Genomic DNA, 24,107 nt, shown 5'->3' with positions numbered 1-24,107 from the left:
TCAAGCATCTCTCCCAAAAATCCGCTTTTCAAGGCGCTTCCCAGTCGGTGTCGCTGCCAGTCCACCTAATGCTGTTTCCTTTAGACTTGTAGGCATATCCCTGCCAATTCGAAACATGGCTCCCACAACTTCATCTGGGGGAATAACACTTTCAATACCTGCCATCGCCATGTCTGCAGCAACCATTGCAATGGCTCCACCCATCGCATTTCGTTTTACACAAGGGGCTTCTACCAATCCAGCTACAGGATCACAAACCAACCCCAACATATTTTTCAGGGCAATAGCAAGGGCTTGTGCTGATTGAGCTGGGGTCCCTCCCGCCATCTCTACCACTGCTGCTGCAGTCATTGCTGTTGCAGAACCAACCTCTGCTTGGCAGCCTCCTGCTGCACCCGAGATAAATGAATTATTCGCGATACAATATCCCATCGCACCACTTACAAAGAGTGCACGCACCATCGCCTCCCGATCCGCTTGTAATCGTTCTGCAGCTGTAAATACACACCCCGGTAAAATCCCGCAGGCACCTGCAGTCGGTGTCGCAATGATGGTTCCCATGGACGCATTTACTTCTGATACACTCATCGATCGCGAAACAGTATCCAGTACATCGGCACCTGAAAGGAGTGTCCCACCTTTTTTAATGTGGGCACGAATCTTTTGTGCATCTCCACCCGAGAGACCACTTGGTGATTTTAAGCCCTCCTCATTTAAGCCCCGCTCAATCGCTTTTTCCATCACATCAAGGTGACCTGCCATCTGGTTAACGACTTCTTCACGGGAACGATCAAAGGCGATCATTTCCTTCTGAATCATCACTTCGGAAATTGGTAATTCCTTTGTTTCAGCCAGTTCGACCAATTCCGCAATGGTACGAAACTCCATCTGGACCGGCTCCTTTTTTATAGGATATGGATCTATTTAATTGCTCCAATTCAAAGACACTTTCCATTGGGCAATATTCGCTCTCACTCGAAAATGGACCGTGTAGCATCATTGTAACATAGGCCACGCAACAAAAAACCGCCTAACCGGCCAAACAATGGCCGGAGGCGGTTTTATACATTATCACAAGTCTCTCGTCAGGAGAGGACTGTTAAACTCGTAATGTCCTCCAGTTTCTCAATCTCCCCTTGGACCTTTTTATCAACGGACTGATCCGTTTCAATGATCATAAGCGCTTGATGTGTACCACGCTCTTTGCGGGAGACTTGCATATATCCGACGTTAATCTTGTTTTCTGCTAATACCGTCGCCACCTTGGCAATCGCACCATATCGGTCATGATGCATAATGAGAAGCGCAGGCGCTGCTCCTGAAAGACGCAACTCAAATCCGTTTAACTCCACAATCTCCATCTTACCACCCCCGATAGAGATCCCTACAACCTCTGCCGTCCCTAACTCATCCTCTAATAGAAGGCGAGCCGTATTGGGGTGATCTGGGGTTTCATCGGATTCAATAAAGGTGACTTCCACACCTTCGTCATGGGCAATTCTCAGGGATTGCACAATTCGTTCATCAAAGGTATCAAATCCAAGCAGCCCACCCACAATCGCAATATCCGTCCCATGCCCCCGATAGGTTTTAGCAAAGGAACCATAGAGGGTGATCGTCACACGTTGTGGTTTGCGTCCAAAAAGAGAACGAGCTGCACTCCCAATGCGTGCCGCTCCTGCCGTATGGGAACTAGAGGGGCCAATCATAACGGGACCTATGATATCAAAAACTGAACGATACTTCACAAAAATCCCTCCCTTATTCATCACAAAAGCAGGACAACGGACGTCGAGAGAAAGCTTTTACTTTCGGAGGACGGGTTGGAGAGCCACTGCAAGCGTTCCGGGTCCAACATGCGAGCCTACCACAGGACCAATCTCTGCACGAATAATTTCATGGATGTTAAATTGATCCTTGAGCTTTACAACCCATTGATCTCCCTCACCCTCATTATTTGTACAAAGAATAGCTGCTTGTACCGGTTGATCTCCGAATTTTTCACGAAGAAGTTCCTGGATCTTTGCCATTGCTTTATTTTTTCCCCGAACTTTATCCAGGGGGTACACAACCCCCTCTTCATTCAGTGAGAGGATCGGCTTAATATTCAAAAGCGATCCAAGTACAGCGGAAGCTTTACCAATGCGTCCACCTTTTTGTAAATACTCCAGGGAATCGACAAGAAAGTAGACTTCTTGTTCTTGAATCAGCTGATGGGCTAATTCCACGCATTCGTCAATGCTTTTCCCTGCTTTTGCTGCTCGAGCTACTTCGACAACCACTAAGCCAATGGCAAAAGAAGCTTTTTTAGAATCGATGACCGTTACCTTCAATTCATCTTCCACCATGGACTGAGCCAATACGGCAGCCTGATAGGTTCCACTAAAAGAGGAAGATAAATGAATCGACAAGATATCTTTATCTTCCTCCCTGACCGCCTCTCGAAAAGCTTCTACAAAGTCAATCGGAGATGGCTGTGAAGTGGTTGGCAAATCATCTAACTCTTGCAGACGTTTATAAAATTCTTGGGGATAAATATTTACACGATCCAGGAAGGATTGATTGCCAAGATGTACTTTCAATGGGACCATCCCGATGTCTAACTCTTCACGAAGAGAATCGGGTATATCCGCTGTACTATCGGTAATTACATGCACGTTAGCCATTCTCGACACCCCTGGTTTCTACTCGACAGCGAACAAGAAGTAATAGAGTGGCTGCCCTCCGTAATGTGCTTCACATTCGATGTCGGGATGATGCTCCTCCAGAAAATCGGTTAGTTCTTTCACCTGTTCAGTCGAAGCATCTTTTCCGTATAATATCGTGACGACATCTGCCTCGTCCCCAACCATCGAATCTAATAGTTCGCGAGAGGTCTTCAGTAGATCATTACCGACATGATGGATCTTTCCTTCTTGAATCCCAAGAAAATCACCCTCATGGATTTCGCCACCATCATACTGTGAATCGCGCACAGCAAAAGTTACCTCACCTGATCGAACGGAACGCACACTCTCCATCATGCGCTCAAAATTCTCCTCTGCCTTCTCCTCTGGATTGAAGGCTAGAAGAGCTGCCAATCCTTGTGGGATCGTTCGTGTAGGCAACACTGAAATCGGAGTTTCGACCAATTCCACAACCTGCTCAGCAGTCAAAATAATATTTTTATTATTAGGGAGGATGAAAATATGCTCCGCATGCAACCCTTCAATCATCTTCAAAATCTCTTGGGTGCTAGGATTCATGGTTTGTCCACCCTGAATGACAGCATCCACACCAAGGCTCTTAAATATTTCAGCGATGCCATCTCCAGCAGCTACCGCAACAAAGCCATACGGTTTTTTCTCTTTCGGAACTTCAGGTACGGGAGCTTGTTGATGATGACCCCCTCCTTGTTCCAAAATTGTCGAATGCTGTTCACGCATATTTTCAATCTTGATGCGCGTTAAATCACCAAATTTTTGTGCATAGGAAAGTGTATCGCCTGGGTGCTCCGCATGGACGTGAACCTTCACTAGATCATCATCAGCCACTACCAACAATGAGTCACCGAATTTCTCCATATCTGCACGAAAACTTTCTTCATTAAACCCAGCAATCTTGCTCTTCTCTGCGTCCAATCGAACAATAAATTCCGTACAATACCCATGTTCAATCTCTGATGTATCAAAATGAGATTGAGCACTTTGATGGGCAATGTCGCTCAAGGTTTCGACTGCTTGGGGTGAGGCTACTTCTGACAGTGAAGGGGGGAGACTTTCTCCCTTGAGCGTACCAAGAAATCCTTCATAAATCGTCACAAGACCTTGTCCACCTGCATCCACTACACCCGCTTGAGCAAGGACTGGTAACAGTTTTGGCGTCTTATTTAAAGAAATTATTGCCTCTTCTAGAACGGCTTCCATCACTTCAATCACATCATCTGTCTTACGCGCTTTCGCTATTCCTTTTTCCGCAGCTTCCCGGGCAACGGTTAACACCGTACCTTCTACTGGTTTAATAACCGCCTTATAGGCGGTTTCAACCCCTTTTTTCAACCCTTCAGCAAAGTCTCGTGCCGTTAAGATCTCTTTATTTTCGACACCTTTGCCAAACCCACGGAATAACTGAGAGAGGATTACACCGGAATTTCCCCGGGCACCCATCAGGAGTCCTTTGGAAAGCGCTTCAGCCAACTCTCCCACATGGGAGGTGGAGGCGGATTTGCGTACGATTTCTTGCGCTCCAGAAGTTAACGTAAGATTCATGTTTGTCCCCGTATCACCATCCGGAACCGGAAACACGTTAAGCGCGTTTACCATATCGACATGCCCGTTCAGCCGCTCCGCTCCAGCCCGAACCATGTTTGTGAATAGAGTTGCATCAATCTGCTGTACCAACAGAGATCCCCCTTACTCTTCGCTAACCAACCGGACCCCTTGCACATAAATATTGACCCGGTTTACGGTAATTCCAACCATCTGGCCGAGGGTGTACTTCACCTTCGACTGCACATTATGAGCGACTTCTGAAATTTTTGTTCCGTAGCCAACAATAATGTGCATATCAATTTCCATTTCTTCATTTTCACTTCGAACTTCGATGCCTTTACTCCAGTTTTCTCTTCCCAACAGTTCAGCAATGCCGTCTTTTAACTGTTTACGGGAAGCCATCCCAACCAGCCCGTAGCAATCCATCGCTGCCACTCCAGCAATTGTGGCTATTACATCATTGGATACTTCGATCTGGCCATAGTTGGTAGAAACATCCAAAGTCATCAATCGTTCCTCCCCGGAATGGAATCCTTACACATATAAACCCATTGTACAATAACGGATAAAGGAAAAAAAGTGCCACAACCATCATACTCAAGCCTCTCCGTTCTTGCAAGGGATCTGTGCGTATGCTAAAATGGGTGAGTATTTTGCGCCAAGGGCCGTTCTTGGCAAGAGAAACCGACCGGTACATAAGAACCGGTTTGGATTAGCACGGGAGAGCGGGCGGGATCGCCCTCGGATCGCATCCTCCCAACCGATGTTAGGAGGTGGGGAATATGTCACGTCGTTGCTTCGTCACCGGCAAAGTTGGCAAAACCGGCAACAAGGTCAGCCACTCCAACCGGAAAAACCGCCGCAAGTGGGGCGTCAACGTACAAAAAGTACGCATTCTCGTTGATGGTAAACCGAAACGTGTATACGTGAGTACAAAAGCCCTGAAATCAGGCAAAGTGACCCGCGTTTAACCGGAGAAGCACCGCTAGGTGCTTTTTGCCGTTTCATTATAGGGTACGCCAAAACCCGGCCTCTTACTAGGCCGGGTTTTTATTCCATTCGCCGGGTTGAATGGAGAAGGGGATCGCCAACTCTATTGACGATCAAGTATGATCAAGAATGATCAGTCCGTTTCCCGACCGAAGGATTCGGCGGATGGGGGTCATTTTGGTTTATTAAATACGCCCAGTAGGGCCTTGACCATCCCACCGAGTAACTTTGGGAGTTTGATGGTGTAGAATTTCACCCCTATCCCTCCTTCATCTTGGTCGAAGCGCGCTCTCCCCGCCACACTTATTTATATTCTATAAGTGGGAGCGTGTACCTAGAACCTCAAAGGATCCCAGCCCAATTCGACTCTCTCCATTTAACCCCCCTCTATATCAACCACACAAAGAGACGGTTCATTCGTAAATTAACCGTCTCTACTTTCAATAATTAGCAATTTACCGGATTGAATCCGGATAGACGCTTTTTCTTCTCGTTGTTCGTTACTAATACCCACGGAATCCATCCGGGTAAGCTTTGCATTGGATAATGGGAAAGCAAAGCCTCTAATCGTTACACCATCGACTTGATCCGTCAATGCAAGCAGTGAGATATAGCGATAACGTCGGTCTTTATGAAGAATGATCTCTCCTTTTTCAGCGGTTAACAACCGGATTTTATTATCTCGATTGCTAACGACCCCTTCCACCCCTGCTGCTTCAATTTTCTCTAATAGCACCAGATTAGCGAAGGCGTGATCCATTCGCGCACCACCTAATGCACCGAGCAAAATGATCTCATTTGGATTTCTCTCGAGGGCTTGCTCAACTGCATAATAGGTATCCGTTACATCTTTTGCTGCTGGCAGCCGTTTGACGGGAACCCCTTTTTCATACAAGTGTTGTACAACATGTTGCCCCGCTGTATCGAAATCCCCTACTGCAAGATGGATAGGCATTTTGGTCTCTAATAAAGGAAGAACCCCAGCATCTACCCCAATCACCCAATCTTCATGCTGAATTTTTGCCAGGTCTCCAGGGTCAAGCTTTCCACCAACGACAATCACAACCCGCTTATTCATCAGCGACTTGCCACCAATTGAGGCGCTTTCTTTAATAAGTATGACATCAAGATGATGGTTACCAGAACGTCAATCACCAAATAGGACGCATTATAACATAACGAATAAAGTACAACAGGCCAACCCTCTGGAGCATAGCTACCAAACCAGACCACGCCAGAGATAAAGTGGGGGATAAGACGGGCCAAACCGGCTATCGTCACGCCGAGTCCCATTCGCTTGATGCTGATAGCCCCTTTTTCATCCACTGGGCGGAACCAACCAGCCAGTCCGAGTAATGCATAAGGTAGAGGATAATCTAATACTACTTGGATAGGATGCGTGATATAAGGACTTATCATCAAATTAATTAATCCGACAAGTAAACCACAGACCACGCCAGCCACCCAGCCCCGCCTGAAAGCAAGTATGACAATGGGAACCATGGCGAGACTCGCTGACCCCCCTTGAGGCCATAAACGCAACGCGACATAGTAACTCAGTACGCCTCCAATCCCAGCCATAATGGCAATCTCCATCATTGTAATCAACCGATCCCTCTTCATCTGCAACCTCCATAAACAAACAAGATTCTCGAATCTAAAAAAGAATATTACAATCGCAGTCCTTCGATCCGCTTTACTACTCGCTCGATACGCTACCTGGGTCAAGTGAACGTTTGCTGATCAAAAAAACAGCAATCATCGATTCATCTCATCATCTTTCAAGGTACCTAACAACCCTTCATAGGAGCGTGCTTGCCCCTCTTTCAGCGCTTTCACGAATGGCTGCAATCGCTTTGTAACGATCCCTTTTACCAAAAACAGCAGAGCCTGCTACCAAATTGGTCGCTCCAGCTGCAGTACACTGTTCTGCCGTTGTCGAATCGACGCCACCATCCACTTGAATTTCCACACCATGAAGCCCACGGCCCTTGAGCATCCGATTGACGGTTTCGATCTTTTCCACAACACTTGGAATAAAGGCTTGTCCGCCAAAGCCTGGGTTTACGGTCATCAATAGGATATAATCCAGCTCCGCTAGAATCGGTTCGATTAAATTTGCTGAAGTAGCCGGGTTGAGTACCACTCCTGCCTTTACCCCTGATTCCTTGATTAAGGAGATGGTTCGATGCAAATGCGGACAGGCCTCTATATGAACGGATATATAATCCGCACCTGCTTTTGCAAAGGACGGAATATATCGATCAGGGTCTTCAATCATTAAATGAACATCCAGAGGAAGCTTTGTGTGGGGGCGAATGGCATTCACAATTAATGGCCCGATGGTAATGTTGGGAACAAATTTCCCATCCATCACATCCACATGAAGCCAATCCGCCCCAGCCTCTTCAACCTCCTTGATTTCTTCTCCAAGACGGGCAAAATCTGCCGATAGAATAGAAGGTGCAATGTGAACCATCCGTTAATACCTCCGATTATCATGAATTTCTTCAAGGAACTGAAGATATCGCTGGTGTCGTCCCTTATCAATTTCTCCATTCTCACATGCTTCTAAAACTGCACAACCGGGTTCGTTCCTATGCAAACACCCGCGAAATTTACACCGGGGGGCTCTGAGTGCCATTTCAGGGAAACACGCAGAAAGCTCCGTTTCTTCCATCTCCATAAAACTCAGTTGGCTAAACCCTGGGGTATCCGCTACTTGTCCGCCACCAGGGAGGTCCAGCAGTTCGACTTGTCGAGTGGTATGACGACCACGTCCCAGCTTTCTACTCACTTCTCCAGTGGCTAACGCTAGATGTGGGAGCACTGCATTTAATAACGACGATTTACCGACGCCTGACTGACCTGCAAACACAGAAAGTTTACCGGCCAACTCCCGCTTTAATTCTTCGATTCCTGTATTTTTTTCAATACTGGTTGTAATAATCGGATACCCTGTTGGGTCATAAATGGCCCGCACTTGATCAATCAGTTTTTCATCTTCTACAAGATCCTCTTTCGTAAGGCAAATTAAAATATCGAGGCCTTCCCGTTCAGCATGAACCAAAAAGCGATCGAGTAAGTCCAGGGTTAGTTCCGGTTGTTTTAGTGATCCCACCACGATCGCCTGCTCCACATTGGCAATCGGAGGACGCATTAATTCGGTCTTGCGAGGATGAATATCCGTCACCCATCCTTCACCATTCTCCGTTCGTTCGAAAGTAACTATATCGCCAACGAGGGGAGACCACTTTCGCTTTTTAAATACTCCGCGTGCACGACAGCGAATATCCATATCAGGCATTCGAACATAATAGAATCCGCTAATCGCCTTTACAATACGCCCTTCAGGCATACCATCCCTCCTCGATGAAATATCAAATAACGAAAGGAAACGAGGCTCCCGCCTCGTTCACATGATGGTCTATAAATCATGAAGACATTCCTTGTCCCCTGATTAATGTTTAGGTGGGGGTTCGGCATCTCTGCCTTTTTTCGTATCCGCAATCCAAACTTTTACAACTCCATCTTGTTTAACAAGTTCACCCGGAGCTGGATCGGTAGCAAATACTTTACCACGTGACATGCCAGGTTTCGGCCAGAAGATCAATTTGGTTCGTAGGCCACTGCCTCCTAAACTACTTTGATATTCCCCAATCCAGTCAGGAACCTTTACTGTCCCATTTTTATCATTCACATACAAGGTAACCTCTTCATCCGTTTTTACTGAGTCACCTTTATCTGGGCTTTGCTTATATATTTCGCCCTCTCCGTACTTGGAGTCATACCCTTCTTTAGCGATTTTGATGTTGCTAAAGCCCATCTCTCGAAGTTTCCGTTTCGCAGCAGGGGCCTTTAACCCCAAGGTACCAATCATCTTTCCTTTTTCTGAGCCGGAACTGACGAAGAGGTCCACCTCGGACCCCTTCTCCATCTGTTTGCCCGCATCAATGCTTTGACCAACAACTGTATTCTTCGGTGCTGAACTAAACACGGATTGAACCTTTGCTGCCTTTAAATCCTTATCCTCTAATGCCACTTTTGCTTGTGCAACGGTTTTTCCTTTTAAATTAGGCACCTCTACCTCGGCACCCTGGTTAAAAATACCCCAAACAGCATTAAAGCCAAATACAGTCAAACAAATGATCACAACGAAAGTAAAAAGAGCAAAGAGGACCTTTTGCCACCAGGGCATATTCGTTTGAACATTTTCCAACCACACTACCGTTCGTTCCAATACCGTTTTATCTTTATCCGCAGGAACGTTACGGAGTCGTTCCAAGTTGGCCATGGTATCCTGCCCCACCTGAGAACGCTGCGTTGCTGCGTCGGGTTTTGAAGCAGCACCCATCCCATTATTTACTGCATGAATCGGTTTCGTCGGCATATCCTCTTCATCCCCGGTTCGCAACCGTGGTTCATTGATCATGCTTCCTGTGTGAAGAACCGAGTCGATATCTTGCTTCATGGCACGTACGGTAGGGTATCGATCATCTGGATTCTTCGCCAATGCTTTCAGAATGATATCCCGAATTTGAGTAGGGATGTTGGGATTTAATTGGGATGGGTCGATGGCGGGTTCCTGTAAATGCTTCATTGCAATAGAGATGGCAGAATCACCATCAAAAGGTAACTCACCCGTCACCATTTCATAAAGAACAACGCCAAGGGAATAAATATCGGATTTTGCACTAATCATACTCCCACGTGCTTGTTCTGGAGAAAAATAATGAACGGATCCCATTACGGAACCGGCTTGCGTAATCGTTGAAGAACTCGTTGCCCGAGCGATCCCAAAATCCGTTACTTTTGCTCGGCCGTTATAGCCTAAGAGAATATTATGCGGTTTTACATCCCGATGCACAATCTCATTTTCATGGGCGTGGGCTAACGCATCACAGATTTGAGAGGCAATTGAGACAATCTCTTCTGTGGTGAGTGGGCTATACTGCTGGATATATTCTTTCAAAGTAGGACCTTCAATGTATTCCATGACGATATAGTGGGTATGATTTTCTTGTCCGACATCATAAACACCCACTACATTGGGATGTGACAAACTAGCCGCCGCTTGGGCCTCACGACTAAACCTTCGCACAAATTCTGAATCATTAGAGAGACTCTCATTCAGCACTTTAATGGCAACATAGCGGTTCAATAACACATCGCGTGCCTTATATACCACGGCCATACCGCCGCCACCTACACGGCTAAGGATCTCATACCGGCCGCCTAACTTTCTGCCTTCCACGGATATTTCACCTCACCCTCCCGTTCAGTTTTAGTTGCTCGAATGAATAGATCCGTCGTGTTTAATTAGGATGATCGAAATATTATCAGTTCCTCCAGCGTCTAATGCCCGTTCTAGCAAGAGATCTGCCTGCTTCGATAGAGGAAGATTAGCGGTCAGCACAGTCCCCATTTCATCGACTTCTACCATATTGGAGAGGCCATCGGAGCAAATCATTAATATATCCCCCTTATACCAAGGGGTGATAATCATATCGGTCTCTACCTCTTCATTGGTACCGACTGCACGGACAATCACATTCCGCTGGGGGTGAACCTTTGCTTCTTCTTCTGTAATCTCACCGTGTTTTTTTAATACATTCACTAGGGAATGATCCTCTGTTAGTTGATAGAGACCATCATCATGCAGAAGATAAGCGCGGCTGTCTCCAATATGTGCGAGCACAATCTCATCATCGCCTAATACTGCAGTAATTGTAGTGGTCCCCATCCCCTTCAATTGGTTGTTTTTAGAGGACATCTCATAAACTTCGCGGTTGGCTTTCGCAACCGCCTTCTTGGTTAATTTGCTACGTTTATCAGTATCCATCTCTCGTTTAAGGGTACGAAGTTCCTCCTTGATCACACGAACAACCGATTGACTCGCGATATCACCGGCTTGGTGACCGCCCATACCATCAGCGATTACAGCAACAGGAACACCATCCTCCGATTGAAACAAACCCACACTATCCTCATTATGATCACGCACACGTCCATTATGAGTATGCCATGCTTTTTCCATTCCGGTGACTCCTTTCCCTACCTATACGGTGGAACCGCTACTTACGAAGAGAGGAAGTAGTCTTACTTGCCCTTTAAATTTTGGAGAACAGAGTCATTCTCTTCCCATGTTCTCCTTTACGAATCAGTTGGTACGTTTTTCTCTTCCTCATCCATATGCTTCGCGCGAAGCTGACCACAGGCGGCATCAATATCACTACCATGCTCGCGACGGATCGTTGCATTCACCTTGTAGGATTCAACGATCTTCTGAAACCGGAAGATCTGGTTACGAGATGTTCGCGTGTAGTTTCGCTCGGGTACAAAGTTAACCGGAATTAAATTAACAAGAGCCCCACTACCTACTAACAGTTGACCCAATTCATGGGCATGCTCATCTTGATCGTTTTTACCACCGATCAAAGCATATTCGTAAGTAAGTCTTCTCCCTGTTTTTTCCGAGTAGGTTTGACAGGCCTCCAACAGCTCCTCCAGTGGATAACGCCGACTGACAGGCATTAACTTTCTGCGAAGCTCTTGATTGGGAGCGTGCAAGGAGATAGCTAATACGACCTGCAGTCCTTCATCCGCAAACTTATAAATTGAAGGAACAATCCCACTCGTTGAAACCGTAATATGTCGTTGACCAATATTTAAACCGTGGGTGTCATTAATTACGCGAATAAAAGAAAGGGTTGCATCGTAATTTTCAAAGGGTTCACCGATCCCCATGATAACAACCGAGTTTACCCGACTACCACCCTTGCGGTCTAAATATTTTTGTGCTGCCAAAACCTGAGCTACCACCTCACCCGTAGTCAGATCCCTTTTTAGACCACCCAAAGTAGAGGCGCAAAAAGTACAACCCACTCGACAACCGACTTGCGTTGTTACACAAACGCTATTCCCGTAATTATGTTGCATAATCACTGTTTCAATCGCATGATGATCATGCAATTGAAATAAGAATTTTACTGTCCCATCACGGGATTCCTGAACAGTAAGAGTTTCTAGGGGATCTAAGCGAAATGCCTCATGCAGACTCTCCCGCACTCGCTTGGAAAGGTTACTCATTTCATCGAAGGAGTCCACTCTTTTTTTATAGAGCCAATCCATCACTTGGTCAGCTCGAAAAGCAGGCTCTCCCATTTCTTTCATCCACGTTACCCATTCCTCATGAGTACGGTCGTATACAGAAGGCTTCATAACAAGAAAACTCCCAGCATAAATAAAATACAATCATTCCTCAAAACTTTACTCATTATATCAGTCCGTGTCCGGAATGAAAAGGGCTCTATACAGGGCGTTTTCCCCTTTTCATCACGTATCCATCAACATCATCCTATTCCTGCACATTTTACTGATATCTCATGCCTGTCCTCTCTCAATCTATGCTTTTCCCATGAATTTTATACGACGCGACAAAAAAGGTAACCTTAAGGTTACCTTTTTTGTCATACATGTTCACTTTATCCCGATTTCATCCCTGAACGAAGAATAATTACTTTATAATCAATTGATATCTCTGATTTTGCAAAGTCATCGCCCCAATTCATGTTTTTCCACCAAGAAGGATGAAAAGCCCGTACTTGATTCCCTAATCGATAACTGTCGGAACGAAAAACCCCTTGCACTTTTTTCAGTGTTTGTCTCGCACCTTCTTCATACTTGCTTGCAATGCGATGGGACAATTCCTCCAAGGTCTTTTTGTTATCAACATTTACATCACATGTTTTTTCAATAATGGCTCCCTTTACCGTCAAGGTAATGTGAAAGACAACATGACCTTTTCGTTTATCAATCCGAACCTTACGCTTCACCTCGCGGGGGCGAAAAGAAATCATCCCTGGCTTTTCAATACATTCTGTATCGATATCTTCTCCTCGCTCCCTACCACGGATTTGTAGAACGGATCGGCTTTCTGCTCGATTAAGGATGCCTTTCATTTGAGTCTGCTTAAAAACAGCAATCCCTGACCATTTTACATCTTTCCCCTTCACACTCATATAATTTAGCACCGGTTGATTCCCTGGGTTAGTCAGATCAATATAAAAATCATTTAACCCTTCTTGAATATATAATCCATCACGAATCCCATTTTGAAGCATCGTCAATACATACTCAGTAGGGACTTGTTCAAGATCTGGTTTTGCTTTTATAAAATCAGCAGCTCTTCCCTTCGCAACAACAATAAACTCTCGCCGGCGAAATTCTGGATTTCGTCCTAAAGCATCTAATACGCCTGATAATCCTCTCTTAGCCAATGATTCTCCAATAATCAGCAGGCGATTATTACCGAAGAACACACGTTGATTTGCTTTATAGTGAATGTCATCAATGGCATCCGAAATCGTCATCCCTTGACCTGTAAAGGTTTGCACAGGTTTGCCACCCCCACCACCCTGACTCCCTGATCCGGCTACGTTTTTAGGGATGGGTACTTGTACGTTAAGAACAATCTCTTTATCCTTTTCGTCAATCGCTGTTGCTATGACCGATACGCGGTCTTCAATCTCCCGCGAATCCCAACAGCCTCCCAAGGTTAAGCAGATCAATATGATTGGCAGCATCCTAAGAAGGTGACGTCGTCGCATTGTCTTCCCCCTTCTTTCTCTCCCGCACCGCCCAGACAATAAAAAATATCGCCACAAAAAGCAACGTGATAATAATCTCGGCTATTCCAGCCCACTGGGACCACAGCGCTAACTCCTGAAGGTTCGAGGGATATTGCGCAAGGATATAAAAAATCGGTGCTAAAAGGAAGGTGACCCACCCTCGTCTCTTTTCTTTAAAGGGTACATAACTCATTACGACTTCAACCGTGCTACCGAAAAACAGGATAATGGTTGTAAATACCGCCAACATCCAAATGGCAATAAATAAGGATTCTAAACGATCGAGCACTTGACCTGGAAAGGATGTTACTTTAACCAGTTCTAATGGCGGATAGAGGAGGTGAAAGATCTCCGCCGATCCAAAGGCACCGATGGAAGTGACAATGGCAAACCAAAAAAATAGAGTACACACCATGATTGTGATGGTATGGGTACGCATCGACTTTTCTGGTTGTTGATAAAAAGCCATATAGATAAACAAGATGCTAAACCCTGAGTAGGAGAGCAATGAACTAAAGACACCGTTTGCGACTTCTTTCCAATCGGCCTGAAACAACGGTAATAAGTTGAGTGCGCTTCCTTCTTGCAACAACCCAGCCACCAACAACGGCAACGTGATATAAATAAAGGGGAGTAAGAATTCAGTCATCCGAACGATGATCACTAATGGGTTGCTCACCACGATGGCAGCCACAAATATTATTGAAAACATCAAGACACCAATCGGGGTTTGTGGTAGCACAAAGGAAACCAGCACTTCACCAAAGGATCGGGTAACAATCGACGCCATCCACAACCACAACCCTGCCAAGGCAAGTGCAAAGGGTAGAGTGAGGATCCTTGCCATGATCCGTTGATTCTTTTTCCCCACCATACTTTGGGCAAATTGAATAATATTTTGCCGGGGGAACTTCTTCATCAAAGCACCAATTAACCATACAAATAGCAAGACGATAAACCCACTGATAAAGATGACCCACTCACTATCGGTCCGGCTTGCAATCACAATATTTCGCGGCATCATCAGCACACTGACTCCGACCAAAGCGGAGAAGAGTAAGGTATGCACTTGATAATTCGAAATGGTACCCTCGGTGCCAGGATCATTGTTGTTGTTGCCCATCGGATTTCACATCCTCTTCACGCTGTATGTTAGAGGTTCGAAAGATAGCAGGACGTTGGTTCATATAGGGCCAAGGAACACGAATTAAACTATCCTTAAGATCCGACAAACGAAGCGGGGTATAGGGTGCCAAATATGGAACATCAAAGGATCGCAATTTAATTAAATGGAGGAGGATCAGTAAATAAAGCATCACCACCCCGTATAAACCAAAAATCCCTGCAACAATCATCATTGGAAAACGTAACAACCGAACCGAAATGGCCGCACTATAGCTGGGAGTTGCATAGGAACTAATCGTGGTTAAACCCACAACGATCACCATAAGAGGAGAGACCAACCCCGCACTGACAGCCGCATCCCCGATGACTAACGCACCAACGATCCCAATGGTTGGCCCGATGGGACCGGGCAAACGGATACTGGCTTCCCTTAAGATCTCCACACTTAACTCCATTAACAGCGCTTCGACGATTGATGGAAAAGGTACTGTCGCTCGTCCAGCAGCTGCTGCTAAAGATAGCTTAGGTGGAATCATTTCTGGGTGAAAGGAAATAAATGCAATGTAAAGTGCGGGTAACGATAACGAAATCAAAAAGCTAATTAAGCGAATAAAGCGCATGAATGTAGCGATCAAATAACGGTCGTAATAATCATCTGGGCTATAGTAAAATTGAGTAAAGACCGCAGGAGCAATCAAAGCATTCGGGGTCCCCTCCACAATAATGGCTACTTTTCCCTCCAATAGGTGAGCCACCACCGAATCCGGACGCTCTGTGTTTTGGATAACAGGAAAAACCGACCATTTATTATCTTGAATCATTTCCTCGATATAACCACTTTCTAAAATCCCATCAATCTTAATCGCTTGAATCCGTTTCTCTACTTCTAGCACAAGATTCGGGTCGGCAACCCCCTCAATATAAGCCAGAGTGGCAGGGGTTTTGGTTCGCTTTCCCACTGTCAACCCTACCATCCGTAGATCAGGATCCCGTAGTCGCCAACGAACCAAAGCCGTATTGATACGCATCGCCTCGACAAACCCTTCACGCGAACCACGTACGACTGCCTCTGCGCGTGGTTCACCAACCCCTCTACGTAATGCACCTTTCAATCCAACAACAATGCCTTCTGGATATCCATCCACAAATACGAGAACATCCCCTGACAATAGCGAGTCAACCAATTTCTCCATGTTATCCGTCGGTTTTACTTCACCATGTTGCAGGAGGCTATTCATCACCGATTCCATCAAATCTTTCTTTACATCCAAGGTCCTTCCCATCAACATCAAAGGTTCTAATAAGAACTCATCAATTCCAGGACAAAAACTTAACCCATCCATATAAATCAGCCCTGCTTTACGCTCCGTCGTATATTGAATGGTAAAACGACGCACGTTTAAATCACTACTTCTTTCCTTACCTAACAAGGTTTCAAAATAGACCAAATTGGGTTCAATATCAGAGGATATGGAAGCCCCTTTGGCATGTGCTTTTTGTTTTTGTTCTGCATTTTTTTGGAGGATGTTTTGTTTACGGCTTTCTCGCCGTCTACGTATCCGTTTTCTCACGATTCATCACCACAATCTTACACTCCCCTGATTGACAAGAAAGCATACTGTCTCCCTTCTTTTTTCCTAAAAAATGAACAACAAAAAAGCCACCCTCTTCTGGGTGACCGTACCATGATCATGAACCCTACATTCACTTAGGAGAAATGAAAATGATGGGGATAAATTCATCAGCACATGCCCATGTTGATCGATTAGGTGGAGAAAGACTCCTTTGATGGAAAAGCAAAGGTGGGTTTATATTGTAGCTCTCTGGCGAGCAATGGAGAAACGACACTCGCAAATGCATTGAGGATTTCTTTCTCCCCCTCTGTATAGGATCGTTCTTCATCACCCGTTACACTAAGGACTCCAAGGACCTTCTCTCCTAATTTGATCGGAACACAAATCAAGGAATTATACATGGTTTGCGCCTTTGGATGAACCCGAAAACGACTACCAGGAGTATGGATTTGCCCAGAGAAAAAAATCTCTCCCGTATGATATGTATAACCCGCTGCAGAGTCTGCAATTGAAAGCCGAAGTTTTCTCATACCACTTGGGCTATGCGTTGCCGCCTCATGCACACGTAAGTTGCCTTCTCCTGCATCAATAAATATACATACTTTGGGATTATTCGCTTTTTTACCTGCCATTACGGCAACCACACACGATAGAAGGAAGGTATAAATATGTCGCCGTTGATTTTCTAAGTGTGTGGAATCGATCTTTTGATCGTATAGCGCGATTAACTCTCCAATCTCAGCAGCAAGAGTCGTCAGGGATTGTATCACATAGGATTTTTGTTTACTTTCTTCTCGCATGTGTGTATAGCGATTTTCTAATTGATTGCGTCCTTTATCCGATTGAAGATGCAGACCAAGAAAGGAAAGAGAGTCACCGTTTTTGGCTCGCCATAAAATAATAAGGGATAAAAGCATGCAAAACCCTAGGAGTGTATAGGCTAACCACGGCTTATCAATAATGATTTTGAATATAAATGCCGCATCCATAATCACTTATCACCATCTTCAATTGAAGTTGTATCATTTTTCCTTCCGTACCATCCGAGTAATGAAAAACCCGTCACTATGAAAATGATGGGGAAGAATTTGTAACCGTCCCTTTTGGATCAGCGCTTGATTCTTCACAGGTGTAGATAGTCTCTCTTCGATGTGATCATCCAATTGAAAGCTCTCATTCCGTGCCAAAAAAGCACGAACTTGTTCTTCATTTTCTCTTGGCTCGATGGTGCAGGTACTATATACGAGCACCCCATTCGGGGCAACCAAATTTGCAGCTGCATCCAATAACTCCGCCTGCAATTGAATTAAACCCTCTATCTCTGACACTTCCTTGGACCATTTAATATCGGGTTTTCTTCGAATGACTCCCAAGCCTGAACAGGGTGCATCCAGTAATACAAAATCAAAGGGGTGCTCCACCTTATCTGGCAACTCACGAAGATCCATTTCTTTTGTCTCAACCATCGTTAGTCCAAGTCGATCGAGGTTCTCACGAATCAACGCAACCTTATGCCCATGAATATCACAAGAAAGTATTGCCCCTTCATTTTTCATCCGTTCAGCAAGGTGGGTTGTTTTACCTCCAGGCGCAGCACAGCCATCCAAACCTCGTTCTCCAGGCTGAGGATCAACGACTTCCGATACGATCATCGAGCTCTCATCCTGAATCGAATACCAACCCTCACGATAACGAGAATGTAAGGCAGGGTTTCCTCCCCCACGGAAAATAACCCCCTGGGAAGCGATGGTTGATGGAGTAACCTCAGCTTCCGGATATTCTTCTTGCAAGAAATGAATTAACGATTGACGGTCGGTCTTCAGAGGATTGAAACGTAACGAAATGGTAGGTGGCTCATTGTTTGCGGCTAATAGGGCGGTGGTAGTCTCTACACCGTATACCTCTACCCAACGACGAACCATCCACTCTGGATGAGAATAGAGAAGTGCTAGTTGCCGAATGTCTTGTGTCGAAGAAGGGAGATCCCACTCCCTCTCCCGACGCAAATAGCCCCTCATAACGCCATTGACCAGTCCAGCAATGCCCTTATGGCCTCTACTTTTGGCTTGGTCTACTGTCTCATGAACTGCTGCTCGTGAGGGGATACGATCGAGATAACGAAGTTGATAGATCCCCATCCGTAACAACTGACGAACCCATGGCTCTATGGAAGAAACCCCTTTTTTCACGAGGGTGTTTAAAACCCAGTCAAGGGTATTACGGCGCTGAATGGTACCATACACCAACTCGGTTACCAATCCACGATCACGGGTATCCGTTAATTTGCTTTTTTTTAAGCGATCATTTAAAAGCAGATTGCTATATGCGCCACGCTCTTCTGTATCAATGAGGATATCTAAGGCAACCTCTCTAGCTGTTTTTTGTTGACGACCCATCATCCATCCCCCAAACGTGTGCCTCGTTCAATTGAACGTCCTCTTAACAATTGTTCTGCTGTCATCGCTTTTTTGCCTGCTGGCTGCAATTCCGTGATGACCAGAACCCCTTTACCTGTTGCGACTGCAATCCCATTAGGACCCGAACGGAGGACGGTGCCAGGAGATTCTGTGCAGGACTCATCTAATACATGGGCACGCCAGATCTTTAACGGCTTCGCATCCCACAGGGTATATGCCACCGGCCATGGTCGTAACCCACGCACTTGATCCGCAATTTGTTTCGCACTTTTCTCCCACTGTATCGCCTCATCCTCTCGACGAATATTCGGCGAATAAGTGACTTCCTGTGGATCTTGAGGCCGTGCCTTAATTTCATTAGAGAGAAGCTGAGGAATCGTCTTGAGTAACAGAGTTGCTCCCACGTGAGATAACTTATCGTGGAGTGTACCCACATCATCCGATTCATCAATGACCATGCGTTCTTGACTAAGAATATCCCCTGCATCCAATGCTTCTACCATATACATAATGGTAATGCCAGTTTCCTTCTCTCCATTAATTAACGCATGGTGAATCGGTGCTCCTCCCCGATATTTCGGTAACAACGAAGCATGTACATTGATGCACCCTAAGCGCGGTACATCTAATAACGCTTTTGGCAAGAGTTGACCATAAGCGGCTGTCACAATCAAATCAGGCTTATATGCAAGTAATTCAGCTAAGGCATCCGGTTCCCTTAACTTTTCCGGTTGTAACACAGGAAGATTCCATTGCTCCGCCGCACGTTTCACTGGAGAAGGTGTAAGCTCTCTTTTTCGTCCACGAGGACGATCGGGCTGAGTAACTACAGCCACCACATTCCCCCCTGCCTTCATCAGTCCCTCGAGGGAAGGAACAGCAAAGTCAGGTGTGCCCATGAACACGATTCGTATCTGATCCATTGGAATCACTCCCCTTCATCCCGTGGATCAAACACTCGATCAGCAATATCAGTAAACAGAACACCCTCTAAATGATCCACTTCGTGTTGAAAGATTCGGGCAAGGTAACCATCCACTTCCTTTTCAAACGGTTTCCCATGTCGATCTTGCGCCTTGACCCGCACTCGCTCAGCACGACGGACTGTTCCCAACAAATTGGGGATACTTAGGCATCCTTCCGGCGGCTCAATTTGCTCGCCTGTCTGATTGGACAACACGGGATTAATCGCTTCAATCAGTCCTTCTCCATCATCAAGCACGATTACACGTTTTGAAATACCCACTTGCGGTGCTGCAAGACCTACCCCAGGTGCATCATACATTGTTTCGGCCATATCATCTAACAATTTGTGAAGTCGCGCGTTAAATTTAGTCACTTCGCTTGCTTTTTCTTTTAGAATTGGGTCTGGTACTTTTACGATTTTTCGGATCGCCATTCGTATCCCCTCCTGCAATGTTCTAACAACAACCTTTTATCTATAAATCGCTTTAAAAACCTTCACGATCCACACCGATTCGCAAATGGTTATCCGCATACGCCGTACGCAAATTTCGTAATGTTTGCATCCACTTGCTTTTCCCATCAATTTGCCCAGTTACTTTGATTAACATTTGAACCCGATAACGGTCCTTTATCCGGGGGATCGGTGCAGGTACTGGCCCCAAAAGTTCAGCTTTCTCTGGTAGCAACGGTCGAATATCCCTCACCACTTGATGGGCCAACTCCATCAATGATGCGCGATCAGGATGACTCATTCGAATTTGAAAAACTTCACAAAATGGAGGGTAGCGATGCTGCTTTCGCAAAAGGCATTCTTGCCGATAAAAGGGTTCACCTTCATACCGTGAAGCCATTTTAATACTATAATGCTCGGGTGTATAGGTTTGTACAACCACTCTCCCTGGCGCATCGTGTCGCCCTGCCCGACCACTTACCTGGGTCAATAGTTGAAACGTACGCTCCGCCGATCGATAGTCCGGTAGATGCAACATCGTATCTGCCGCAATCACACCAACCAATGTGACCTTGGGAAAATCAAGTCCCTTTGCAATCATCTGTGTACCTAGTAAAACATCCGCCTTCCCTTCTCCAAAGGCATGAAGAAGTCGTTCATGAGCTCCTTTTCGGCTAACTGTATCCACGTCCATTCGAATGGTCCGCATCCCTGGTAACACCCGGGCTAACTCCTCTTCCACCCGTTGTGTTCCAGTACCAAAATATCGAATGTGCGTGCTGGTACATGAAGGACATTCCTTAGGTACGTGCTCGGTATAACCACAATAATGACAACGCAACGTTCCATTCGTTCGATGATAGGTCAAGGAAATATCACAATGAGGGCAGTCTACGGTCTTTCCGCATTCCCGACATAGCACAAACGTTGAGTGACCTCGACGGTTTAGAAACAGAACAGCCTGTTCTCCACGATCAACACACTGAACGAGAGCCTCTTTAAGGGGATGACTAAAAATAGAGCGATTCCCCCCTCTAAGCTCCTGTCGCATATCGACCACATCCATTGGCGGAAAGGGACGACCCTGAACACGTTCATTCATGGTGATCCACTCGTATTTTCCAGTACGCGCTCCATAGTAGGTTTCCACAGAAGGGGTCGCTGTACCCATGACTAATACAGCCTGGTGAGTATGACACCGATAGTTTGCCACTTCTCGGGCATGATAGCGTGGTGTCTCCTCCTGCTTATAGGAAGTTTCATGTTCCTCATCAATAATAATGAGCCCAATATTCACAAAGGGAGCAAAGATTGCCGACCGTGCTCCAATCGCAACTTCAACTTCTCCTGCACGAATTCTGCGCCACTCATCAAACCGTTCTCCCTGGGATAATCCACTATGCAATACAGCAACCCGATCGCCAAAACGCCCTTTAAATCGTTCGACCATTTGCGGGGTAAGGGAGATCTCTGGTACAAGAACAATCGCCTGTCTCCCCATGTTGAGGGTTTCAGTAATGGCTTGTAGGTAGATCTCAGTCTTCCCACTTCCGGTGACTCCATGGAGTAAGATCGAATGATATCGTTTCGCTTTCATAGGGGTTACGATCGCGTCAAAGGCACACTGTTGTTCATCGGTAAGTTTCCAAGGGGTGGATGGCGCAAAGGAGCGATGAGCGTAAGGATCACGATACTCTTCACGTTCCTCTCGCTTTAATAATTCCTTCTCCACTAATCGATCAATTGCTGAGCGGGAAACTTGTAGCTGCGACAAAAGGGTCTGCAAAGGGATTCCTTCTGGATGGGTTTGTATAAACGTCAAAACATCCTTCTGCCGCGATGCTTGAGGAGGAAGCGTTTCTACCGCAGCCATTAATGCATCCTCTGCGACTAACGGTATCACCCATGTCCGTGTTTTCCTTGTAATCCGGTCTCCAATTCGAATATCCGATTGGATTCGCCCCTCTTCAATCAACATCCGCAGTAAAGTGCGCGTAACGCCAGGAATGGTCAATGCTTCTTCTTCTGTAATCTCAACCTTCTCTTGTAAGTAAGCATATAAACGCTCTTCACCTTCATCAACAAGCTCTTTCACCTGTTTTGATGCACCATTAGGTAGAAAAATCATACGCCGGTAACGTCCCTTTAATACCGCCGGCACCATTCCATGTAACACACTGATCACTGGACACAGCCATGTCTGCGCAATCCATTCAGCTAACCCCACTAGTTCTGGGGTTAATGGAGGCGTTAAATCCATCACGTGAAGAATGGATTTTAATCGCTTCGCATTCGTTATCGTAGGGAAACCCGCGACATACCCTAATAATTTACGGGGACCAAAGGGAACCTGTACACGGCTCCCGATCGCTACTTCCTCAATCATTTCTTCGGGTATAAGGTAGTCGAATACACGATCAGTCCCTTGAGCGGCTACATCAACATAGACAGCTGCGATCCTTCTAGTTTCTTTCATCCTGACTCCATCGTTTCGCAATTAAAGCGATGAGTTGCTTGGCTACCTCTTTTTTTGAGACAAGGGGAAGCTGAAGCACTTCACCGTAACGATCAAATACTTTTACCGCATTCGTATCGCCATCAAAACCGGCACCCCGTTGCGATACATCATTGGCAACGATCAAATCCATTCCTTTACGTGCTAGCTTACTCTGTGCGTGTTCTTCTACATTCTCTGTTTCTGCAGCAAAGCCAACAAAAAATTGTCCCTTCTTTCGTCGACCCACCTCCATCGCAATGTCAGGGGTCTTTACCAAGTGAAGGGTCATCTCATCGCCACTTTTTTTTATTTTTTGCTTCGCTATATTTATAGGCTGATAATCAGCCACCGCGGCCGACTTCACAATGATATCCGCATCTTCTAAATCCGCCATCACCGCATCGTACATTTCCTTTGCACTTGTTACATTAATCCGTTCGACCCCTGAAGGAGCATCGAGGAAGGTGGGGCCACTGATCAGTTTAACAGATGCCCCTGCCTCCATTGCAGCTTCCGCGACTGCATATCCCATCTTTCCAGATGAGCGATTGCTGATATAGCGCACGGGATCGATTGCTTCACGGGTCGGCCCTGCTGTCACAAGAACCCTTTTCCCTGCTAGCACTCTTTGCTGATCCTGTGCTGCAAAGAAGTCCGCGACGACTTGTACAATTGTTTCAGGTTCTTCCAATCGCCCACGCCCCACATAACCACAAGCTAATTGCCCAGATCCTGGTTCGATAAAATGCCACCCAAAGCGATCCAATTTACACATATTCTCTTGTACAATGGGGTTTTCATACATATGAACATTCATCGCTGGCGCGACCATAATGGGTGCTTGTGTCGCCAATAAGGTTGTCGTTAACATATCATCACCGATACCATGGGCCGCCTTGGCTAACACATTGGCAGTCGCCGGGGCAATTAAAAAAAGATCAGCATGATCAGCTAAATCGATATGGGTAACCTTCTCGGGATCTTGTTCATCAAAGGTGTCCATGGATACCTGATGACGAGATAACGTTTGGAAGGTAAGTGGAGTCACAAAGCGACTGGCCGACTCCGTTAAAATGACTCGTACTTCTGCCCCAGCCTGAGTCAGTTTACTAACCAACCCTGCTGCCTTAAAGACAGCAATCCCACCACTCACTCCCACTACAATTCGCTTCCCCTTCATATGGCTCTTCTCCTCTCCGAAAAAAAT

At 45.9% G+C, this 24,107-nt stretch carries 23 protein-coding genes; 1 reads left to right on the top strand and 22 read right to left on the bottom strand.

Features of this window, described 5'->3' with window-relative positions; translation table 11 throughout:
* The 5 genes from sdaAA to CHX35_RS04900 all read right to left on the bottom strand — a co-directional run bounded on the left by sdaAA (nucleotide 1) and on the right by CHX35_RS04900 (nucleotide 4,757).
* On the bottom strand, nucleotides 1-888 hold the full coding sequence (gene sdaAA / locus CHX35_RS04920) for an L-serine ammonia-lyase, iron-sulfur-dependent, subunit alpha (RefSeq protein WP_091834806.1): 888 nt from the start codon (nucleotides 886-888) through the stop codon (nucleotides 1-3).
* A gap of 197 nt (nucleotides 889-1,085) precedes the next feature.
* The gene (gene sdaAB, locus CHX35_RS04915) at nucleotides 1,086-1,748 is read right to left on the bottom strand and encodes an L-serine ammonia-lyase, iron-sulfur-dependent subunit beta (protein ID WP_091834802.1); all 663 of its coding nucleotides are present in this window, start codon (nucleotides 1,746-1,748) and stop codon (nucleotides 1,086-1,088) included.
* Between the two features lie 57 nt (nucleotides 1,749-1,805).
* A complete protein-coding gene (locus tag CHX35_RS04910; protein ID WP_091834799.1) occupies nucleotides 1,806-2,666 on the bottom strand; it encodes a DegV family protein in 861 nt (286 codons plus the stop codon).
* A gap of 18 nt (nucleotides 2,667-2,684) precedes the next feature.
* A complete protein-coding gene (locus tag CHX35_RS04905) occupies nucleotides 2,685-4,382 on the bottom strand; it encodes a DAK2 domain-containing protein (protein WP_425435299.1) in 1,698 nt (565 codons plus the stop codon).
* A 9-nt stretch (nucleotides 4,383-4,391) separates the two neighbouring features.
* Nucleotides 4,392-4,757: an Asp23/Gls24 family envelope stress response protein gene (locus tag CHX35_RS04900; protein WP_091834796.1), complete on the bottom strand. Its 366-nt coding sequence runs from the start codon at nucleotides 4,755-4,757 to the stop codon at nucleotides 4,392-4,394.
* Between the two features lie 275 nt (nucleotides 4,758-5,032).
* Here CHX35_RS04900 and rpmB point away from each other — a divergent pair, with 275 nt between their 5' ends.
* Nucleotides 5,033-5,221 (top strand): 50S ribosomal protein L28, encoded by a 189-nt coding sequence (gene rpmB / locus CHX35_RS04895; RefSeq protein ID WP_091734595.1) that lies wholly within the window; start codon nucleotides 5,033-5,035, stop codon nucleotides 5,219-5,221.
* A gap of 191 nt (nucleotides 5,222-5,412) precedes the next feature.
* On the opposite strand, the gene spoVM is transcribed toward rpmB, so the two are convergent.
* The 17 genes from spoVM to coaBC all read right to left on the bottom strand — a co-directional run bounded on the left by spoVM (nucleotide 5,413) and on the right by coaBC (nucleotide 24,080).
* Complete coding sequence (spoVM, locus tag CHX35_RS17230) at nucleotides 5,413-5,496, bottom strand: stage V sporulation protein SpoVM (RefSeq protein ID WP_140413559.1); 84 nt, start codon at nucleotides 5,494-5,496, stop codon at nucleotides 5,413-5,415.
* Between the two features lie 168 nt (nucleotides 5,497-5,664).
* On the bottom strand, nucleotides 5,665-6,318 hold the full coding sequence (locus CHX35_RS04885; protein ID WP_091834790.1) for a thiamine diphosphokinase: 654 nt from the start codon (nucleotides 6,316-6,318) through the stop codon (nucleotides 5,665-5,667).
* Nucleotides 6,318-6,863 (bottom strand): energy-coupled thiamine transporter ThiT, encoded by a 546-nt coding sequence (gene thiT, locus CHX35_RS04880; protein ID WP_091834787.1) that lies wholly within the window; start codon nucleotides 6,861-6,863, stop codon nucleotides 6,318-6,320. Before thiT ends, CHX35_RS04885 begins: the two co-directional genes overlap by 1 nt.
* 178 nt (nucleotides 6,864-7,041) lie before the next feature.
* A complete protein-coding gene (gene rpe, locus CHX35_RS04875) occupies nucleotides 7,042-7,719 on the bottom strand; it encodes a ribulose-phosphate 3-epimerase (protein ID WP_091834785.1) in 678 nt (225 codons plus the stop codon).
* 3 nt (nucleotides 7,720-7,722) lie between these two features.
* A complete protein-coding gene (gene rsgA / locus CHX35_RS04870; protein WP_091834782.1) occupies nucleotides 7,723-8,598 on the bottom strand; it encodes a ribosome small subunit-dependent GTPase A in 876 nt (291 codons plus the stop codon).
* A gap of 102 nt (nucleotides 8,599-8,700) precedes the next feature.
* Nucleotides 8,701-10,494, bottom strand: coding sequence for a Stk1 family PASTA domain-containing Ser/Thr kinase (gene pknB, locus CHX35_RS04865; RefSeq protein WP_176391892.1), 1,794 nt, complete (start codon nucleotides 10,492-10,494; stop codon nucleotides 8,701-8,703).
* Between the two features lie 30 nt (nucleotides 10,495-10,524).
* The gene (locus CHX35_RS04860; protein ID WP_091834776.1) at nucleotides 10,525-11,277 is read right to left on the bottom strand and encodes a Stp1/IreP family PP2C-type Ser/Thr phosphatase; all 753 of its coding nucleotides are present in this window, start codon (nucleotides 11,275-11,277) and stop codon (nucleotides 10,525-10,527) included.
* A gap of 116 nt (nucleotides 11,278-11,393) precedes the next feature.
* Entirely contained in the window at nucleotides 11,394-12,461 is a 1,068-nt protein-coding gene (gene rlmN / locus CHX35_RS04855) for a dual-specificity RNA methyltransferase RlmN (protein ID WP_091834773.1), read from the bottom strand.
* 263 nt (nucleotides 12,462-12,724) lie between these two features.
* Nucleotides 12,725-13,849 (bottom strand): Ger(x)C family spore germination protein, encoded by a 1,125-nt coding sequence (locus CHX35_RS04850; protein ID WP_091834770.1) that lies wholly within the window; start codon nucleotides 13,847-13,849, stop codon nucleotides 12,725-12,727.
* Nucleotides 13,827-14,993, bottom strand: coding sequence for a GerAB/ArcD/ProY family transporter (locus tag CHX35_RS04845; RefSeq protein WP_091834766.1), 1,167 nt, complete (start codon nucleotides 14,991-14,993; stop codon nucleotides 13,827-13,829). The genes CHX35_RS04850 and CHX35_RS04845 overlap by 23 nt, the downstream gene beginning before the upstream one ends.
* The gene (locus CHX35_RS04840) at nucleotides 14,974-16,566 is read right to left on the bottom strand and encodes a spore germination protein (protein WP_245838645.1); all 1,593 of its coding nucleotides are present in this window, start codon (nucleotides 16,564-16,566) and stop codon (nucleotides 14,974-14,976) included. The genes CHX35_RS04845 and CHX35_RS04840 overlap by 20 nt, the downstream gene beginning before the upstream one ends.
* 194 nt (nucleotides 16,567-16,760) lie before the next feature.
* Complete coding sequence (locus tag CHX35_RS04835; RefSeq protein ID WP_091834763.1) at nucleotides 16,761-17,558, bottom strand: GAF domain-containing protein; 798 nt, start codon at nucleotides 17,556-17,558, stop codon at nucleotides 16,761-16,763.
* A gap of 33 nt (nucleotides 17,559-17,591) precedes the next feature.
* Complete coding sequence (rsmB, locus tag CHX35_RS04830) at nucleotides 17,592-18,965, bottom strand: 16S rRNA (cytosine(967)-C(5))-methyltransferase RsmB (RefSeq protein ID WP_217895865.1); 1,374 nt, start codon at nucleotides 18,963-18,965, stop codon at nucleotides 17,592-17,594.
* On the bottom strand, nucleotides 18,965-19,909 hold the full coding sequence (fmt, locus tag CHX35_RS04825) for a methionyl-tRNA formyltransferase (RefSeq protein WP_091834757.1): 945 nt from the start codon (nucleotides 19,907-19,909) through the stop codon (nucleotides 18,965-18,967). Before fmt ends, rsmB begins: the two co-directional genes overlap by 1 nt.
* Before the next feature lie 5 nt (nucleotides 19,910-19,914).
* Nucleotides 19,915-20,385, bottom strand: a complete 471-nt coding sequence (gene def / locus CHX35_RS04820; RefSeq protein WP_091834754.1) for a peptide deformylase — start codon at nucleotides 20,383-20,385, stop codon at nucleotides 19,915-19,917.
* Nucleotides 20,386-20,437: 52 nt separating this feature from the next.
* Entirely contained in the window at nucleotides 20,438-22,879 is a 2,442-nt protein-coding gene (gene priA, locus CHX35_RS04815) for a primosomal protein N' (protein ID WP_091834748.1), read from the bottom strand.
* Nucleotides 22,866-24,080 (bottom strand): bifunctional phosphopantothenoylcysteine decarboxylase/phosphopantothenate--cysteine ligase CoaBC, encoded by a 1,215-nt coding sequence (coaBC, locus tag CHX35_RS04810; protein WP_091834747.1) that lies wholly within the window; start codon nucleotides 24,078-24,080, stop codon nucleotides 22,866-22,868. Before coaBC ends, priA begins: the two co-directional genes overlap by 14 nt.
* Between the last annotated feature and the right edge of the window lie 27 nt (nucleotides 24,081-24,107).

The sequence above is a fragment of the Marininema halotolerans genome (assembly GCF_900116235.1).
Classification (GTDB): domain Bacteria; phylum Bacillota; class Bacilli; order Thermoactinomycetales; family DSM-45169; genus Marininema; species Marininema halotolerans.
This window is presented reverse-complemented; position numbering and strand designations above follow the sequence as displayed.

What these genes read in the sequence shown, in the direction of transcription:
- sdaAA (WP_091834806.1), bottom strand. Translation starts at nt 888, where the DNA reads ATGGAGTTTCGTACCATTGCGGAATTGGTCGAACTGGCTGAAACAAAG.
- CHX35_RS04910 (WP_091834799.1), bottom strand. Translation starts at nt 2,666, where the DNA reads ATGGCTAACGTGCATGTAATTACCGATAGTACAGCGGATATACCCGAT.
- CHX35_RS04900 (WP_091834796.1), bottom strand. Translation starts at nt 4,757, where the DNA reads ATGACTTTGGATGTTTCTACCAACTATGGCCAGATCGAAGTATCCAAT.
- rpmB (WP_091734595.1), top strand. Translation starts at nt 5,033, where the DNA reads ATGTCACGTCGTTGCTTCGTCACCGGCAAAGTTGGCAAAACCGGCAAC.
- CHX35_RS04885 (WP_091834790.1), bottom strand. Translation starts at nt 6,318, where the DNA reads ATGAATAAGCGGGTTGTGATTGTCGTTGGTGGAAAGCTTGACCCTGGA.
- thiT (WP_091834787.1), bottom strand. Translation starts at nt 6,863, where the DNA reads ATGAAGAGGGATCGGTTGATTACAATGATGGAGATTGCCATTATGGCT.
- rpe (WP_091834785.1), bottom strand. Translation starts at nt 7,719, where the DNA reads ATGGTTCACATTGCACCTTCTATTCTATCGGCAGATTTTGCCCGTCTT.
- rsgA (WP_091834782.1), bottom strand. Translation starts at nt 8,598, where the DNA reads ATGCCTGAAGGGCGTATTGTAAAGGCGATTAGCGGATTCTATTATGTT.
- CHX35_RS04860 (WP_091834776.1), bottom strand. Translation starts at nt 11,277, where the DNA reads ATGGAAAAAGCATGGCATACTCATAATGGACGTGTGCGTGATCATAAT.
- rlmN (WP_091834773.1), bottom strand. Translation starts at nt 12,461, where the DNA reads ATGAAGCCTTCTGTATACGACCGTACTCATGAGGAATGGGTAACGTGG.
- CHX35_RS04850 (WP_091834770.1), bottom strand. Translation starts at nt 13,849, where the DNA reads ATGCGACGACGTCACCTTCTTAGGATGCTGCCAATCATATTGATCTGC.
- CHX35_RS04845 (WP_091834766.1), bottom strand. Translation starts at nt 14,993, where the DNA reads ATGGGCAACAACAACAATGATCCTGGCACCGAGGGTACCATTTCGAAT.
- CHX35_RS04835 (WP_091834763.1), bottom strand. Translation starts at nt 17,558, where the DNA reads ATGGATGCGGCATTTATATTCAAAATCATTATTGATAAGCCGTGGTTA.
- rsmB (WP_217895865.1), bottom strand. Translation starts at nt 18,965, where the DNA reads ATGGGTCGTCAACAAAAAACAGCTAGAGAGGTTGCCTTAGATATCCTC.
- fmt (WP_091834757.1), bottom strand. Translation starts at nt 19,909, where the DNA reads ATGGATCAGATACGAATCGTGTTCATGGGCACACCTGACTTTGCTGTT.
- def (WP_091834754.1), bottom strand. Translation starts at nt 20,385, where the DNA reads ATGGCGATCCGAAAAATCGTAAAAGTACCAGACCCAATTCTAAAAGAA.
- priA (WP_091834748.1), bottom strand. Translation starts at nt 22,879, where the DNA reads ATGAAAGAAACTAGAAGGATCGCAGCTGTCTATGTTGATGTAGCCGCT.
- coaBC (WP_091834747.1), bottom strand. Translation starts at nt 24,080, where the DNA reads ATGAAGGGGAAGCGAATTGTAGTGGGAGTGAGTGGTGGGATTGCTGTC.